Annotated in this window: 17 protein-coding genes and 1 pseudogene; 12 read left to right on the top strand and 6 right to left on the bottom strand. The window is 70.1% G+C overall.

Translation table 11 applies throughout. From position 1 onward, the window contains the following. Nucleotides 1-23 precede the first annotated feature (23 nt). The 9 genes and pseudogenes from infB (at nucleotide 24) to Pma05_RS16640 (ending at nucleotide 8,277) form a co-directional block, all read left to right on the top strand. Nucleotides 24-3,026, top strand: a complete 3,003-nt coding sequence (gene infB, locus Pma05_RS16680; RefSeq protein WP_203858335.1) for a translation initiation factor IF-2 — start codon at nucleotides 24-26, stop codon at nucleotides 3,024-3,026. Nucleotides 3,027-3,193: 167 nt separating this feature from the next. Continuing rightward, nucleotides 3,194-3,487, top strand: coding sequence for a DUF503 domain-containing protein (locus tag Pma05_RS16675; protein ID WP_203858334.1), 294 nt, complete (start codon nucleotides 3,194-3,196; stop codon nucleotides 3,485-3,487). Between the two features lie 161 nt (nucleotides 3,488-3,648). Further along, nucleotides 3,649-4,146, top strand: coding sequence for a 30S ribosome-binding factor RbfA (gene rbfA, locus Pma05_RS16670; protein WP_203858333.1), 498 nt, complete (start codon nucleotides 3,649-3,651; stop codon nucleotides 4,144-4,146). Further along, nucleotides 4,143-5,228 (top strand): DHH family phosphoesterase, encoded by a 1,086-nt coding sequence (locus Pma05_RS16665; RefSeq protein ID WP_239312488.1) that lies wholly within the window; start codon nucleotides 4,143-4,145, stop codon nucleotides 5,226-5,228. The genes rbfA and Pma05_RS16665 overlap by 4 nt, the downstream gene beginning before the upstream one ends. Before the next feature lie 52 nt (nucleotides 5,229-5,280). Next, a complete protein-coding gene (locus tag Pma05_RS16660) occupies nucleotides 5,281-5,688 on the top strand; it encodes a hypothetical protein (protein ID WP_203858332.1) in 408 nt (135 codons plus the stop codon). Continuing rightward, nucleotides 5,685-5,894: a DUF6186 family protein gene (locus tag Pma05_RS16655; RefSeq protein WP_203858331.1), complete on the top strand. Its 210-nt coding sequence runs from the start codon at nucleotides 5,685-5,687 to the stop codon at nucleotides 5,892-5,894. The genes Pma05_RS16660 and Pma05_RS16655 overlap by 4 nt, the downstream gene beginning before the upstream one ends. Before the next feature lie 794 nt (nucleotides 5,895-6,688). Further along, complete coding sequence (locus Pma05_RS16650; RefSeq protein ID WP_203858330.1) at nucleotides 6,689-6,967, top strand: hypothetical protein; 279 nt, start codon at nucleotides 6,689-6,691, stop codon at nucleotides 6,965-6,967. Nucleotides 6,968-7,127: 160 nt separating this feature from the next. Continuing rightward, a pseudogene (locus Pma05_RS16645) lies at nucleotides 7,128-7,759 on the top strand (alpha/beta hydrolase); the annotation flags it as partial. Then, the gene (locus Pma05_RS16640) at nucleotides 7,759-8,277 is read left to right on the top strand and encodes a hypothetical protein (protein ID WP_203858329.1); all 519 of its coding nucleotides are present in this window, start codon (nucleotides 7,759-7,761) and stop codon (nucleotides 8,275-8,277) included. The pseudogene Pma05_RS16645 and the gene Pma05_RS16640, both read left to right, overlap by 1 nt. A gap of 246 nt (nucleotides 8,278-8,523) precedes the next feature. Here Pma05_RS16640 and Pma05_RS16635 read toward each other — a convergent pair whose 3' ends face one another. Continuing rightward, nucleotides 8,524-9,681 (bottom strand): SecDF P1 head subdomain-containing protein, encoded by a 1,158-nt coding sequence (locus Pma05_RS16635; RefSeq protein ID WP_203858328.1) that lies wholly within the window; start codon nucleotides 9,679-9,681, stop codon nucleotides 8,524-8,526. Between the two features lie 300 nt (nucleotides 9,682-9,981). Beyond that, on the bottom strand, nucleotides 9,982-10,680 hold the full coding sequence (locus Pma05_RS16630) for a class I SAM-dependent methyltransferase (RefSeq protein ID WP_203858327.1): 699 nt from the start codon (nucleotides 10,678-10,680) through the stop codon (nucleotides 9,982-9,984). Nucleotides 10,681-10,864: 184 nt separating this feature from the next. Here Pma05_RS16630 and Pma05_RS16625 point away from each other — a divergent pair, with 184 nt between their 5' ends. The 3 genes from Pma05_RS16625 to Pma05_RS16615 all read left to right on the top strand — a co-directional run bounded on the left by Pma05_RS16625 (nucleotide 10,865) and on the right by Pma05_RS16615 (nucleotide 14,093). Continuing rightward, nucleotides 10,865-11,170, top strand: coding sequence for a hypothetical protein (locus tag Pma05_RS16625; protein ID WP_203858326.1), 306 nt, complete (start codon nucleotides 10,865-10,867; stop codon nucleotides 11,168-11,170). Between the two features lie 127 nt (nucleotides 11,171-11,297). Next, nucleotides 11,298-13,454: an Hsp70 family protein gene (locus tag Pma05_RS16620; protein WP_203858325.1), complete on the top strand. Its 2,157-nt coding sequence runs from the start codon at nucleotides 11,298-11,300 to the stop codon at nucleotides 13,452-13,454. A gap of 165 nt (nucleotides 13,455-13,619) precedes the next feature. Further along, nucleotides 13,620-14,093, top strand: coding sequence for a hypothetical protein (locus Pma05_RS16615; RefSeq protein ID WP_203858324.1), 474 nt, complete (start codon nucleotides 13,620-13,622; stop codon nucleotides 14,091-14,093). Nucleotides 14,094-14,565: 472 nt separating this feature from the next. On the opposite strand, the gene Pma05_RS16610 is transcribed toward Pma05_RS16615, so the two are convergent. From Pma05_RS16610 to Pma05_RS16595, 4 genes are read right to left on the bottom strand one after another with little or no spacing between them, the layout of a single operon-like run. Further along, nucleotides 14,566-14,991, bottom strand: a complete 426-nt coding sequence (locus Pma05_RS16610; RefSeq protein WP_203858323.1) for a hypothetical protein — start codon at nucleotides 14,989-14,991, stop codon at nucleotides 14,566-14,568. After that, nucleotides 14,975-15,652, bottom strand: coding sequence for a hypothetical protein (locus Pma05_RS16605; protein WP_203858322.1), 678 nt, complete (start codon nucleotides 15,650-15,652; stop codon nucleotides 14,975-14,977). Before Pma05_RS16605 ends, Pma05_RS16610 begins: the two co-directional genes overlap by 17 nt. Then, entirely contained in the window at nucleotides 15,652-15,909 is a 258-nt protein-coding gene (locus tag Pma05_RS16600; protein WP_203858321.1) for a hypothetical protein, read from the bottom strand. Before Pma05_RS16600 ends, Pma05_RS16605 begins: the two co-directional genes overlap by 1 nt. Before the next feature lie 23 nt (nucleotides 15,910-15,932). Beyond that, a complete protein-coding gene (locus Pma05_RS16595) occupies nucleotides 15,933-16,196 on the bottom strand; it encodes a hypothetical protein (RefSeq protein ID WP_203858320.1) in 264 nt (87 codons plus the stop codon). Between the last annotated feature and the right edge of the window lie 4 nt (nucleotides 16,197-16,200).

The raw sequence follows: 16,200 nt of genomic DNA, 5'->3' as shown, positions 1-16,200 counted from the left end.
ACGACCTCGGAGTGAGGAGTGCAGTGGCAGGCAAGGCCCGCGTACACGAGCTGGCTAAGGAGCTCGGGGTCGAAAGCAAGACCGTTCTCGCCAAGTTGAAGGAAATGGGCGAGTTCGTCAAATCAGCGTCGAGCACGGTCGAGGCCCCGGTGGCCCGGCGGCTGCGTGGCGCCTTCGTCGCGTCCCCGGAGCCGGCGGCACCCGCCGCCGCCCCGACGGCACCGCCGGCGCCCAAGGCGGCTCCGGCGCCGGGTCCGGGGGAGCCCAGGATCGCCGCGAAGCCGGGACCGCCCCGTCGGCCGACGCCGCCGGTGGCGAAGCCCAAGGGCCCGATGCCCGGTCCGCCGCAACCGGCGGCTCCGGTCGCCAAGCCGGCGAGCGCGCACGACATCGAGTTGGCCGCCGCCGAGGCGCGTGCGGCCGCGTTGAAGGCCGAGCAGGAGGCGACCGTCAAGGCCGCACAGGCGGCTCGGCAGCAGCGCAACGACACGGTCCGGCGGGAGCCGCCGGCCGACGGCGGCCCCACGAACCGGCCGAAGCCGGGTCCGGGTGCCGTTCCGTCGCGTCCGGGCACCCCGTCGGGTGCCCGTCCCGCGCCGCCCGGCGCCCCGACGCCCGGCCCCGGCCGGCCCGGTGGCCGTCCGGCGGGGCGCAGCGGCGGTAACAACCCGTTCGGCATCACGCCGGGCGGGCAGCGTCCGGCTGCCTCGGGTGGGCCCCGGCCCAACCCGGCCAACATGCCGCCCCGGCCGAGTCCGGCCTCGATGCCGCCCCGGCCGAGCCCGGCGTCCATGCCGACGCAGCGTCCCGGTCGTCCCGGTGGCGGCCCCGGCCGTCCCGGTGGCGGTGGTGGCGGCGGCGGTGCCGGTCGTCCCGGTGGCGGCGGTGGCGGCTTCCGTGGCGGTCCCGGTGGGGGCGGCGGCGGTGGCGGCTTCCGTGGTGGTGCCGGTGGCGGCGGCGGTGGTGCCGGTGGTGGCTACCGTGGCGGTCCCGGTGGCGGCGGTGGTGCCGGTGGTGGCTACCGCGGTGGCCCCGGTGGCGGTGCGCCGGCCGGTGGTGCCGGTCGCCCCGGTGGCGGCGGCCGTGGTCGTGGTGGCGGTGCCGCCGGTGCCTTCGGGCGTCCGGGCGGCAAGCCGACCCGTGGCCGGAAGTCCAAGAAGCAGCGCAGACAGGAGTTCGACAACCTGTCGGCACCGACCATGAGCTCGGGCGCCCCGCGCGGTCAGGGCCAGGTCATCCGGCTGCCTCGCGGAGCGTCGCTGTCGGACTTCGCAGACAAGATCAACGCCAACCCCGGTTCGCTGGTCCAGGAGATGTTCAACCTGGGCGAGATGGTCACCGCGACCCAGTCGGTCTCCGACGACACCCTGCTGCTGCTGGGTGAGCACCTCGGTTTCGAGGTCTCGATCGTCAGCCCGGAGGACGAGGACCGCGAGCTGCTCGCGCAGTTCAACATCGACCTGGACGCCGAGGTCGCCACGGAGCGGCTGGTCAGCCGGCCGCCGGTGGTGACCGTGATGGGTCACGTCGACCACGGTAAGACCAAGCTGCTCGACGCGATCCGCAAGGCGAACGTGGTCGAGGGCGAGGCCGGTGGCATCACCCAGCACATCGGTGCGTACCAGGTGCACGTGCCGCACGATGGTGTGGACCGGGCGCTGACCGTCATCGACACCCCGGGTCACGAGGCGTTCACCGCCATGCGTGCCCGTGGTGCCCAGGTCACCGACATCGTGGTGCTGGTGGTCGCCGCCGACGACGGCGTCATGCCGCAGACGATCGAGGCGCTCAACCACGCCAAGGCGGCGGACGTGCCGATCGTGGTGGCGGTCAACAAGATCGACAAGCCCGAGGCGAACCCGGACAAGGTCCGTCAGCAGCTCACCGAATACGGCCTGGTCGCCGAGGAGTACGGCGGCGACACCATGTTCGTCAACGTGGCGGCCAAGCCCGGTATCGGCATCGAGGAACTACTCGAGGCGGTCCTGCTCACCGCCGACGCGTCGCTGGAGCTGACCGCTCCGATCGACGGGCCGGCCCAGGGTGTGGCGATCGAGGCGCACCTGGACAAGGGTCGCGGTGCGGTGGCCACGGTGCTGGTGCAGAAGGGCACCCTGCGGGCCGGCGACTCGATCGTCGCCGGTGGGGCGCACGGCCGGGTCCGGGCCATGCTGGACGAGAACGGCAAGCCGGTCTCCGAGGCCGGGCCGGCGCGTCCGGTCATGGTGCTCGGTCTGACCGCGGTGCCGGGTGCGGGTGACACCTTCCTGGCGGCCGAGGACGACCGTACGGTCCGGCAGATCGCCGAGCAGCGGCAGGCACGGCGGCGGGCGGCGAGCTTCGCCAACTCGCACCGGCGGCCGAGCCTCGAAACGATCATGGAGCAGCTCAAGGAGGGCGAGAAGACCTCGCTCAACCTGGTGCTCAAGGGCGACGGTTCCGGCTCGGTGGAAGCGCTGGAGGACGCGCTCTTCAAGCTCGACATTCCGGCGGAGGTCCAACTGCGGATCATCCACCGGGGCGTCGGTGCTATCACGGAGAGCGACGTCATGCTGGCCAGCGCCTCGTCCGAGGCGGTCACGATCATCGGCTTCAACGTCCGGGCCTCGAACAAGGTCCGGGAGATCGCCGACCGCGAGGGTGTGGAGATCCGGTACTACACGGTCATCTACCAGGCCATCGAGGAGATCGACGCCGCGCTCAAGGGTCTGCTCAAGCCGGAGTTCGAAGAGGTCGAGCTGGGCAGCGCGGAGATCCGCGACGTCTTCCGCTCGTCCAAGATCGGCAACATCGCCGGTTGTATCGTCCGGTCCGGTGTCATCCGCCGTAACGCCAAGGCGCGGCTGCTGCGTGACGGGACGGTCGTGGCCGACAACGTCTCGATCAGCTCGCTGAAGCGGTTCAAGGACGACGCCACCGAGGTCCGCGAGGGCTTCGAGTGCGGTCTGACGTTGGGCAACTTCAACAACGTCCAGGTCGGGGACATCATCGAGACGTTCGAGATGCGCGAGAAGCCGCGCGCCTGAGCGAGTTCGATACCGGTGGCCGGGACCCTGCGGGGCTCCGGCCACCGGCCGTTTCGGGGCCGCCGGCCACCGCTGTGCCTACCGGCCGGGCGGTACGCCGTACCCGGGTGCCGGGTGGCGCGGAAAGGCGTCGAGCGATGGGGAGGAGATGGCGTACTCTTCCCGCCGTGTATACCGGAACCGCCCTGTTCGACCTGCTGTTGCCCGGAGACTCGCGCTCCCTGAAGGCAAAGCGGTCCTACGTCCGCCCCATCGTCGCCGCGCTCCGCAAGTTCGAGGTCTCGGCCGCCGAGGTCGGCGCACTCGACCTGCACGGCCGGGCCCAGATCGGGGTCGCCGTGGTCGCCTCCGAACCCGACCACGTCGGTACGGTGCTGGACGCCTGCGAGCGGCTGGTCGCCGGCCGACCGGAGGTCGAGTTGCTCTCCGTACGGCGCCGGTTGCACGGGGCGGATGACTGAATCGGCCGCTGGCCAGGGGGAATCGGCCGGTACGGCCAATGGTGACGGCGGCGGCGAGGCCGCAGGATGCGCGGGTAGTGTTTCCCAGGTCGGCCGGTCCGGCCGCGACGCGGAGCGTCGCCGGTCCGGCCCGGAAGCAGGATGGGCGTGGAGGTGCGGAGATGACGGACCAGGCCAAGGTGCGTCGGCATGCGGAGCGCGTGCGGGAGCTGGTGGCGTCGGTGGTGCGTACCCAGATCAAGGACCCCCGCCTCGGCATGATCACCATTACCGACGCCCGGATCACTCCTGACCTGCGCGACGCCACCGTCTTCTACACGGTGCTCGGCGACGCCTCCGACCAGGCGGCCACCGCCGCCGCGCTGGAGAGCGCCAAGGGGCTGCTGCGGAGTACCGTCGGCAAGGCGCTCGGGCTGCGTCACTCGCCCAGCCTCACCTTCGTCCTCGACGACGTGCAGGACCAGGTCAAGCAGATCGACGAACTGCTGGCGGCGGCGCGTACCGCCGACGCGGAGGTGCAGCGGCTGGCCGCCCAGGCCGAGTACGCGGGCGAGGCGCAGCCCTACAAGCTCGACGAAGACGACGACGAGGACGGCACCGAGGACGGCCGGGACGACGAGGACCGGCCCTCGGCCGGGACCGGCGGAGACCGGCGGTGAGCGGCGCACTGCTCGCCGACGTGTCCCAGCCGGCCGCCGAACAGCCGACCGAGGCGGAGTGGGCGGCGGCGGTCTCCGCCATCACCCGGCTCCCCGCCGATGGCCGGATACTGCTGATCTGCCACGTCAACCCGGACGGGGACGCGCTGGGCAGCATGCTCGGCTTCGGGCTCGGGCTGCGCCGGCTCGGCGTACGGCAGCTCCAGGCCACCTTCCCCGGGCGCCCGGAGGTGCCGGAGCCGCTCCAGGCGCTGCCCGGCCTCGACCTGCTGGTCCCGGCGACCGCCGCCGAACCGGACCCGGACCTGGTGATCTGCTTCGACGTCGCCGCCGTCTCCCGGCTCGGCGACCTGGCCGACCGGCTGGACCGGGCAGACGCCGCCATCGTGCTGGACCACCACGCCTCGAACACCCGGTTCGGCGGGATCCACCTGGTCGACCCGGACGCCGCCGCCACCTCGGTACTGGTGGAGAAGCTGCTGGCTCGGCTCGGCGTCCCACTGGACCAGGGGATCGCCGAGTGCCTCTACGTCGCGCTGGCCACCGACACCGGCTCGTTCCGGTTCGACATGACCACCCCGGCGGTGCACGAGATGGCCGCCCGGCTGCTGGCCACCGGCATCCGCCCCGGGGAGATCTCCCGGCGGATCTTCGACACCCGGCCGTTCGGCGCGGTCCGGCTCTACGGTGACGTGCTGGGGCGTGCCCAGTTGGAGCCGTTGGCGGCCGGTGGGCGGGGACTGGTCTGGACGTACGCGACCCTGGACGATCTGGCTCGGCACGGGCAGCGGCCGTACACTCTGGAGCCGCTGATCGACTCGGTGCGCTGCACCGCCGAGGCGGACGTGAGCTGCGTACTCAAGCAGGTCGCCGAGGGGGAGTGGGCGGTCTCCATGCGCAGCAAGGGCCCCACCGACGTGAGCCGGGTGGCGGTGGCCCTCGGCGGTGGCGGGCACCGGCTGGCGGCCGGGTTCACCGGGTACGGCTCGGCGCCCGAGGTCGTCGACGCGATCCGAGCCGAACTGGCCCGGGGCGCGACCGAGGTCGGGCACGGCCCGGCCGACCTCCAAGATCAGGAATGACGCGGGCGGCATCTAGCTTTCCGCTGGGCGGTGGCCCGGGGACAATCGGTGCATGGAACAGCAGCCGGAGCTCTCTGCGGATGTGCCCCGGGCCTGGGACCGACCGGTCGTCACGGTTCCGACCCTCACCGTTCTGTCCCTGATCGGCGGGCAGTTCCCGTCGTTCTCGACGCAGGCGAACGTCTACGCCATCGGCACCGGCGGCGCGCTGGTGTGGCTCGGGCTCTCCAACCGGGTGCCCCGGCGGCCCGTACCGCACCGGCTGGGGTCCGGCGCCGTCTGGTGGCTGCTGCCCGTACTCGTCTTCGGCGTCTTCGAGGCCAGCACCTTCATGCTCGGCTCCCGGGACGACTTCCCGACCTTCTCCAAGATTGCCGACCCGCTGCTGGATGACCCGCTGGTCCGTTCGGTCGGCTACTTCGCGTGGCTCGCCGCGTTCTGGGGGTTGGTACGTCGATGAGATACGTCGCGATCGCCGGGTTCACCGTGGCACTGCTGCTCTTCGTGGTCGTCGAGTGGGCGGCCCGCCGGGAGGACTCCCGGATCCCCACCTTCGGCGACGTCTGCGCCTACGTCATGCGCTACGAGGTCGGTCCGGTGCCGGTCGGCCGGATCGCCCTGTTCGGTTTCTGGTGGTGGATGGGCTGGCACTTCTTCGCCCGCTGAACGTCTCCGCACCCCGGGTATTGCTGCGAGGGCCGAGGCAGGATCTCCGACCTCGACCTCGGTCAGCTCCACAACGACTCCAAGTCTCCAGCACCGCGCCGACCAGGCGAGCCGCCAAGATCTGACGGTTCATACTGTCTCGTATGGCGGGAATGCCGCACAGGATATGGAACTGAACGATAACTTGGGTAAGGGAACTGAACGATACCTAGGGTTGTGGTCGCACCCGTCCCACCCGTGCCCGGGTGTGGCAACCCCGCGCAGATCGCCTGCCTCCCAGGGTCAACCGACCCGGGGCTCACGCCGACCCGGCCGCCTCGTCCGGAGATCCCGGACCCGCCGACCCCGGCCGATCAGCAGAACCCCTGTCGCGGTGGACCGCGCCGTGCGGTGCCGCCCGCCCTGGAAGGAGCCACGCCATGGCAGCCAAGCCGACCAAACCCAAGCCGGAGAACACCGACGAGGCCCGCGAGCAGGCCCGCCGCGCGCTCCAGACGTCGATGGACACCCGCCAGTGACGTCGATGGACACCCGCCAGTGACCGAGTCGCCGGCGGTGTGAGCCGCGCCGTTGACGATGTGGATCCGGCCACCCGCGATCTCGACACCGACGAGCGCCACCTGTGGGAACTCGCCGAGGCTGTTCGAGTCGGGCCAGGACAGTTGACCAGCCCTGGCCCGTAGGTCGATGTTGGTATATTTCTTCCCCAACGGGCCCGGTCGGCCGGGTGGTAGCCCCCGAGAGGTCTGACGGGGAGGCGTGATGACGCAGCCTGTGCGGTCAACGTGCCCGGGTTGCGGACGTTGGGCGGCGAGATCGTCGGCCACGGCAGCGAACTGAAGCGCAATGTCACGGCGGTCGAGGTTCAACTGCTGCCGCCGGGCGGGCCCGGAGTGAACGGCTGGGCCGCCTTCGACGCGACGACCAGGGCCTCCGACGGCTGGGAGGCATATCTCAACGGACTCGGCGGCCGGATCGAGGCGGCCGGACAGTCCCTGATCGACTCCGCCAACAACTACCAGGGCTCGGACCAGCGCGCCGGCCAGCGGCACGGCGGGGTGCCGGTCCAATGAGCCCTCTCCAACCTGGACGGTCCGGCTCGGGTCCCGCGCAGCACCGTCCGGCGGCATCGTGCTGTCCCAGATGAGACCGAGAAGTGCCCCGGTTGTCACCTGCGGCCGGCCCGGACCGCAGCGGCAGGTCGACGGCGGTGCGGCGAGCGCAGGGATCGGACTGACGTACGTGCCCGGCACCGGTGCCGAACTCTCCAAGGTGGGCGGCGACATCGACCGGGCCGACCGGATGGCCCTGGACGCCAAGCGGGTCGACCCGAGCCAGGAGACTGCCTCGCTGCTCTGGCTGGGCTACGACGCGCCGGACTCGATCGCCTGGAACGCGCCGTTCGACGGCTCCGCCAAGAGCGGTGCGCCGGAACTCAACCAGTTCCAGAACGGCCTGCGGGCCACCCACGACGGAGAACCCTCCCGCAACGTCGTGCTCGGGCACAGCTACGGTTCGACGGTGATCGGGCACGCCGCCACCGGCGCCGGGATCAACGCCGACGCGGTGGTCTTCGTCGGTTCGCCCGGGGTGGACACCAACTCGGCGACCGAACTCAAGGGCGTCCCCCGCAGGAGGTGTGGGCGAGCCGGGCCGAACACGACATCATCCGGCGGGTGCCGGACTGGGACATCGCGCACGGCAACGATCCGACCCGGGAGGACTTCGGCGGCCGGGTGTTCAGCAGCAACCCGGGCGACCCCGACAACGAGGGCGCCACGCACTCGGCGTACTGGGACGACGGGAACCTGGCCCGGGAGAACATCGCGTACATCGTGACCGGGCAGAACGGCAAGGTCACCTGATGGGTGCCCGGCATTGGCGCACCGGCGTACTGGCGGCGGCTCTGGTGGCCGGCCTGGCGACATCGGCATGTGGAGGAGACGACGACGTGCAGCCCACCGTCACCGCCGTACAGGCGGCCCAGCGGGTCGAGGAGATCCTGCGGGAGGCCCATTCCCAGCTCCCGCCCGGCGCCGAGCTGAAGCCGTTCGGCAACAGCGGCACGCTGCCGTGCGACGACCCGACCGACGGTGGCCCGGCCGGCCGGGTCTTCGTGGAGCAGCAGTACGAGGTGGCCTTCCCGGCGAGCTGGCCAGCCGACCAGGCACTGCCGACGCTGGCCGACTACTGGCAACAGCGCGACTTCAAGGTGGTCAACGACCTGCGGGAGCGCAGCGACCCCCGGCTGAGCGTCGAGGACCCGGCCGACGGCTACCGGATCAGCGTCACCGTCTACAACCGCGCACCGGGCTCGGTCGACATATATCTGATCGGCAGTTCGCCGTGTGTCTGGGAGCACGGCACGCCCGCCCCGCAGTGAGCCCCGCTGGCCCGATATGGACAGTTGCGGGTGATCCAGGAGTTGGCCGACCCGACCCCGGCCGGCGGCCCGGCTGCTGCTGGTGCCGGTCCGGCGGCCGGAGACGGCGATGCTGGACGGGGAGCCGATCCCGCTCGTCTCGCCGGCCAGCCAGTCCCGCTGGCTACCCGACACCTGGCTCGACCCGCCGACGGTGTCCACCGCCGGCCCGGCGCAGGCGGGCCTGTAACGCCGGAGCCCGGGTTGTCAGTCCGGGGTGCTGGTCAGGTCGACGATCCGCAGCGCGACGGGAAGTGCACCAGAGCGCAGTTGGCCTGCCAGCGCCTCCGCCGTCGACCGGGTGAGGCTTCCGGAGATCTGGACGTCGCCGGTGAGTACGGTCGTGACCGCCGGTGCGGAGAGCACCACGTCGTCCACGACGATGGCCACCTGGTTGAGGCCGTCCGGGACGCTGGACGCCGCCCGGGTCAGCTCGGTGAACCGCTGCTGCCCGGCTGTGGTGAAGCTGACGGTGACCAGCCAACCGCCGCCCTGCTCGTCCATCGTTGCCTTCGCATCCCGGACCTCCGCCGACGACAGTGCGGCAGAGTCGAGCAGATACCTGCTCGGCGGCTCGGCGCGGTCGCAGGTGACCGACCGCTCGCCGGGGTCCCCACGCGCCTCGACCGGACGCGCCAGCAGTTGTGCGCAGGCTACTTCCGGGACGACGGCCAGCACGTCGGCCGGCAGTACGGCGACTTCGGCGGGGGAGAGGCTCGCGAACGGGAGGAGCGCTTCCCGGGTCTCCGGGTCGAGTTGGGCCGGAGCGGGCTGATCGCGGGTCAGCGACTGGGCGACCTCGTAAGCCCGACCGAGCTTGGCGATCACCTGCTCGCGGCTGGGCGATGGTGTGCCCGGCGGAGCCGGTGTTGCCGGGGTGGCGGCGGCTCCGCCGTCGGGATCGGGCGTGGTGGCGAGTACTCGGCGGAATCGGAGGTCACCGACGGCCACCAGTGCGCGCAGTTCGTCTTCCTGGTCGACTCCGGCGACCCGTACGACGATCTGGCGGTCGCCGGAACGCTTCACCGACGGGTCGGCCAACCCGGCGGCTTCGGCCCGATCGGCGAGCATCCGGCTGGTTCGTTCGATCGCAGACTCGTCCGGGACCGTCCCGGCTGGACCGACCGCCTCCACAGTGATCGTGGTGCTGCCAGGCGGGCCGCCGAGGAACCGGTCGCGGGCCACGAAGGTCAGCACCGCTGCCCCGGCGCAGCAGAGTACGGCCAGAGCCAGTCCGCCCGCGACGATCCCCGAGCCGAGTTTTGGGCGGCGGCTGCCGGAGACCGGTCCGGGTGGAGCCGCTGAGGGCTGCCCGGGGGCCGGCTGCCCAAGAATCGGCACGGATGGCGCCCGATCATGGTCCATGAGTGCAGAGTAGACGCTTCAGGGACACTGAATGACTTTCTGATCTGGTAGACACTTCGGAATGCCCCTGCGCAAACTCGTGCTGGAGAACTACCGCTGCTTCCGTGATCGCCAGGAGATCGAGCTGGCTCCGGTGACGGTGGTCCTCGGCAAAACAACTCCGGCAAGAGTGTGCTGACCCGAGCGCCACTGGTCCTCGCCACCGGCTTCGACACCACCAGTGAGCTGCCGCTCGACCTGGACAAACTTGGTTCGGACGCGGTCGACGACTTTGCCGACATCTATTACGGGCAACGGGTCTTAGGGCTGGTGGTTTGCGAAAAGGACCGCCCCTGGAACGCTGGCGTCGGGGTCGATCAGCAGTTGGGCCTTGACCGTGAATCCGGCGTCGCGTAGCCACGCTGCGACTCGGTCGGGGCGGCGACGGTGGACGTAGACCTTCATCGGATGGCCGCCGTAGCCCTGCGTCTTCAGCCGCGACTCGTCGCCGACGTGGAAGCCGAGTAGCAGTGGTCCGCCGGGGCGCAGTACGCGCCGGAACTGGCCGAGAACCGTGGGGATCGCGTCGTCAGGGATGTGAATCAACGACCAGAAGGCGAGCAAGGCCGTGATCGAGGCGTCGGCCAGGGGCAGGTCCGTCATCGAGCCCACGTCGAATCGCAGGTTGGGGTGCTCGCGCCGAGCCAGGTCGATCATCGCGGGTGACAGGTCGATGCCGAAGGCGTCGACACCCAGCTTCTGCAGGTGAGCGGTGACGTGTCCTGGCCCGCAGCCCACGTCGGCCACCGGCCCTCCTCCGATGGCGTGGACCTGGTCGGCGAACAGCGCCAGCGCCGCGCCCAGATACGGCTCTTTGGCCAGTGCGTCGCGTACGAAGTCGGCGTAGCTGTCGGCGACTGTGTCGTAGGAGGTCCGAGTGTCTGCCAACCAGCTGTCCGTGTTCCTGTCCGACAAGCTGGATCTGTTGTCGTCCTCCAACGGTGTCTCGGTGCCGGTCATCGGTCGGCTCCCCCACGCCGACGATCTCCCAGATCCATGTCGCAAGCGACATCGCCACCGACACGATCTTGGGAAAGTGTCGTCACAAGTGGGAACCTACACTGGCCGCACTCCGGGCCGTCGCGCCGGAGGATCGGCGCTACATGCATCTCATGCCTGACACATCGCTTCGGGCGGGACGTAGGTGTTCCGCCCGGTGGTGGCCGGCGACAAGCGGCCGGCGAACCGGCTGGTCCTGCCCACCCCGCCGAACATGACCCTGGCGACGGCGTTGAAGGAGCTGGCGGAGCCGACGGCCCGGGGCATCCTGGAGAGCCACGGCATCCCGCTCTGGGCGTGGCACCGGCTCCGCGAGGGAGGGCGGGGCGGGACCCTTTTCGTGGACGACCGGACGGAGCTGCTGGCCGGGCGGCTGCGCGATTTTGCGGCCGAGCTCCAGGTCCCGCTGACCGACGGGCTCGTCGGGATTGCCGACGAGGACACGGAGTGAGGCAGGAAGTCGCGGGCAGGCCGCTCACGCTGGTCCGGACGAGCTGAAGGCGACGATCTCGCAAGGGCCGAGCATCGCATCCGGATGTACTCCGCAATGGATCGAAGCCTGGCCGTAGGGTGATCCGGTGGCAATCGGTGGATATCGGCTGGGACTCGACTTCGGAACCTCGTCGACGGTGGCGGTGCTCGCCGCCCCGGACGGGCGGGTGAAGCCGTTGCTGTTCGACGCCTCGCCGCTGCTGCCGTCCGGGGTGTTCGCCGGCTCCGATGCCGGCCCACTGCTGGCCGGGACGGATGCCGAACGCGCCGCGTCGGCCCACCCGGCGGGTTTCGAGGCCAACCCGAAGCGGCGGATCGACGATCGCGTGCTCTGGCTCGCCGATCGGGAGATCGCGGTCACCGACGCGATCGTCGCGGTGCTGACCCGGGTGGGCGCCGAGGCACGCCGGGTCGCCGGCCAACCGCCGGAGACGGCGGTGGTCACGCATCCGGCCGCTTGGAGCCGTACCCGCCTGGATGTCCTGGCCACCGCCGCGTCACAGGCACATCTCGGCGCATGCGCCTTCGTCGCCGAACCGGTCGCCGCCGCGGCGTATTTCGCCGATGTCCTCGGCAAGGACCTGCCGGTCGGCCGGTGCCTCGTGGTCTACGACCTCGGCGCCGGCACCTGCGACGTCAGCATCGTCCGCCGTACCGAGGATGGGCTGGAGGTGGTGGCCAGCGCCGGGCTCGACGACGTCGGCGGTCTGGACCTCGACGCCACCGTCGTCGCCCACGCCCGCGCGTCCACCACCAGCGGCGGTGACGCGTGGGGACGGCTGGAGTGGCCGCAGACCGACGCCGACCAGCGCGCCCACCAGCAGCTGTGGCGCGATGCCCGCACCGCCAAGGAACAACTGTCCCGGCACACCAACGCCGACCTGCACATCCCGCTGGTCGACACCGTCGTGCACGTGACCCGCGACGAGTTCGAGACGGCGGCCCGCCCCCACCTGGACCGCACCGTCGACCTCACCGCCACTCTGCTGCGCGACGCCGGCGTACCCAGGCAGGAGATCGCCGGCATCTTCCTGGTCGGCGGCTCCTCCCGGGTACCCCTGGTCGCCTCCCTCCTGCACCGCACCCTCCGGATCGCCCCCACCGCCCTCGACCATCCCGAACTCGTCGTCGCCGAAGGCGCCCTCCATGCCGTACCCCGCACACTCGCGGCACCGATCGCCGAGACCAGCCCAGTTGGCAGCGGCGCCCTACCATCCGACGCACTGGATCAGCCGGATCAGCCAGTCGTCGGCTCCCGGTCACGCGAACCGAACCAGCCGCGCGAACCGACCCCGACCCCGACCCCGACCCCGGTCGAGTCGCGTCCGACGCCGTGGCCGGCATGGGCACTGCTGGCCTGCGCGCCTGTCGTCGCCGTCGTGGCGTGGCTGATAATCCTGACCCAGGAAGCGTTCGACGCTGGTATCGCCATCGGGCTCGTGGTCGTGCTGGCACTGGTGACCGCTGCGGCCGTGACGCTGGCACGGCTCTGGCCCGGGCAGCGATCCGCACCGGAAGCCGGCCCGCCAACCCGCCGCCGCGACATCGCGGTCACCGGGACGGTCATGCTGGCGCTGTTCGGTAGCGTCGCCAGCTACGCGGTGGGATCACTGATCGCCTCGGTGATGCTCGGCGAGGATCTGGTCTGGGACCACATGGCGCTGGGGCCACGCATCGCGCTGGTCCTCTGTCTCCCGGCCGGGGTCGTCAGCGGCGTGGCCATCTGGATGATCCGGCTCGGGACAAGCCCAGGCCGGCAGCACGAAACGGCGCCGATCGAGTCGCGTCCGAGGCTGTGGCCGGGATGGGTGCGACTGGCCTGCGCGCCCGTCATGGGTGTACTGGACGGGCTGATGGTCCTGGTCGACGCGAACTGGCCGCGCGCGATCAGCCTTGTGATCATGCTGGCCCTGGTGGCCAGCGCGGCCGTGACACTGGCGCGGCGCTCCATCGGGCGGCGACCCGCCCCCCGCACCCGCGTCATCGTGATCACCGCGGCGGCCGTGCTCGTACTATCCGGCACCGCCGCCAGCTACGAGTTCGGTCAGGTGGTCCTCGCTCCGTTGCTGGTCGTTCGGGGCATGATCGTCGGGCCCCCGGTGTTGACCTTCCTCCTGTACGCGGCCCTCGTCGCCGCCGCCATCTGGACTATTCGCCTCGGAGCGGGACCGGGCCAGCCGACCGACGGTGCCGACGCCCACCACCCCGGCCAGCCGGCGGCAACCGACGTCAACTCCTGGTGATGCGACGGCGGAGCGCGGGACCCTTGCCGCCTCCCCGGCCCGCTGGCAGGCGATGAGGGCGAGGCGGCAGGCCACCCTCGCCCTACGCCCCATCGCAACGACCCGCCACGACGGATGAAAACGACTCGGTCAGTCACGTGGCCGCTGTCGTAGGGTGCCAGAGTGATGAGTACGCCTCGGGAAGCGGAAGCGCGCATCGGTCCGATCGGCGCGCTACTCAGCCGACTGGCGTTCCTGGCCATCTGCCTGCCCGGGCCGGTACTACTCGCCGTCGCGATGACGCTGGACAGGCTACGGTCACCCGAGGACTTCTGGGGCCTACTCGCCGGTGGCGTACTGATGACGATCGTCGGTGTTGGGTTTGGCGTCTTCGGCTGGCGGGTGGTCACCCGCTCACGCCGCGACGCGCGTCGGCTCTCCACCGCTGGTGTCGCCGCGAATGCCGAGATTCTCCGGGTGGCGAACCACCTGGGTGGAGAGGACCCTGGGCTGGAACTTCACCTGCGGATCAGCGGGCCCGGGTTCGCCACGTTCGAGGCAGATACGACCCGCGCCGACGATCCGGCCCTCGTGCCCGGCGCGGTGCTGGCCGCTGTCGTGGACCCCATTGATCGTCTCTTCTCGATCACTGGCCGCTAATCCTGAGTAGTGGCTGCGCTCGCCGCAGGCGCGGATTCGGGCGTGTGGCACGGTTGGCGGCCTTCTGTCGTCGGGCAAGCCTCGGCCCGGAGTATTAGGCCGGCCTGCGAAACCGGCCGTAGGATCTGGTCGTGATCGAGCTGCGGGCGCTGCAAGGGCAGGTCAGGAACCTGGTGGACGACCTGCGGAAACAGGTGGCGGCAGCGCCCGGACTACGCGCGGAGTTGCGCGAGGAGCACGAGGAGGCGAAGAAGGCCCAGCGGACCGCGGGCACCTTCGAGTCGTGGCTGGAAGACATCACCAGTGGCACGCTGCGGAGCAGCCCGGCTATCCTGCCTCGCCAGCCGCGTTCTACACCGAATTCATCGATACACAACTGTCCGAACTCGGCTCCGACCGCTCGGCGCTTGGGTTGTTGCGAGGGCTGTCCGACGTGTCATGACGGCATCAGAAGTCGTCGTGACCTTCCCGGCTATTCCTCCGCAATTTCCTTAGCTTCAGCGAGAAGTTTGTCTATATCCTCGTCGCTCAGGTTCTCGTGGGCGATGATCTTGTAAGTCGCCAAGGTCTGGATCCGGCCCATAGCTTCCGGCGTCACAGTAAGTTGTACCGACTCGTCGAACACTGCCCTGATCAGGGACTCTGCGTTGGATGCGTCGATCGGCGCTGCGTCATCAACGGTCTCAGCGCGAAGGTCGGCAACGAAGTGGATCACGGCGGCCTCGTCATACCCGCCCTGAAAGCGTCGTTCGACCGCGAGGAAGAAGAGCGCGCTCAGGAAGCGGGGCCAGCCGTCCCAGCCCTCGGCATCAAGTTTCTCCTCGTATCGGTCGTTGGCCTCGAAGTCTCCTCGAATCAGAGTCCGGGCGAATTCGACGACATCACTTTTGATCGCCATCTTGGTTCCTTCTGTTGAGCCGTTTCTTGATGTAGTCGATGCCAGCCCGGCCGACCAGGGCGGCTCCGAGGGCAGTGACGACGAGCGCGGAGACGGCCTCGTGTGCTGGCGGGGATTGAGCAGGAGCGGGCTGTGGAGTAGATGTGGTGGTTGTCGACGATGGGGCGCCACCGGTAGGTGGACGATCGCCCTTGATCTGCTTCAAGGCGATCTTTGTGCCCTCCTCGACCGCCTTGGTGGCCGAGGCGACGGAGTCTTTGACGTCGTCAGCACGTCTCGCCGCTCGATCCAGAAAGCCAGTTGCCCGCTTGCGCCGGGCCATCGCATCCGAAACCACCCGTTCGCCCTCCGGAATCGCCTCGGGCGCTGATGAACGGGGTGGCACGGTGCCTGGCGCGATGATGTTTACGTATGTGGTGAAATGCTCGGCAGCTTCCGATAACAGTCGTGCAGTCTTACCCGCTTTCTCGGCGGCAGTCCGGGAATCCACAACCGCCTTACGCATCAACCGGTCCGCTGTGCCTTGGGACACCTCTGCGTAGGCGGCTTGGGTTTGCTCAGCCTCCCGTTGGGCGCGTGCGGCCCCTATGGCGGCCTCGTCGACGATCCCCAGTACGGCCCGAAACTGGGCGACGACATCCCCCACCGATACGCGGGCCATCAGAGTTTGGAGGCGTACTCATGGGCGGCAGACGCACCAGAGTGCAGCAGGCCGGCGACCCGAGACGACTCTTTCACCGCCTCCTTGAGCTTGCCGAGACCTGCTTCAACCTCGCGATGGGCACTGTCGTGGGCTGTCGCGGCGGCCGACGTTTGAGCTTGTTCGATCCGAGCCTGCATCTCCTGGATGAGGCTGATGCCTTGCTTGGCTGCCTGCTCACCCTGGTTGATGGTTGCTCTGACCTGCCTAATGTCCACCGGGATCTTCCGTCGGACGCGGATCAGCCGAGGACGCTGACGTATTCGCGGGCGGCGGCAGAGCTGCCCTGGATGGACGTGGCTGCCTCGGACAGACGCTGCTTGCTCTGCTCGGCGCGTTGGATCGCCTCCGCAATCTTGGGGTGGTTGGTCCCGGCGGCGACGACCCTGAGTCGGTTGAGCACCTGCTCGGTGTGCTCGGCGGCGGAGCGGATCTGGCTGAGTGTGGTGTTTCCCTGCTCGGCGGCCTGAAGAAGCGCTGCTTTGACTTCCTCGATACTGGCCATGCGA

This window comes from Plantactinospora mayteni (assembly GCF_016862935.1).
In the GTDB taxonomy this organism is placed as follows: domain Bacteria; phylum Actinomycetota; class Actinomycetes; order Mycobacteriales; family Micromonosporaceae; genus Plantactinospora; species Plantactinospora mayteni.
Note: the sequence above shows the minus strand (reverse complement) of the source record. Positions and strands in the feature narration are given on the sequence as shown.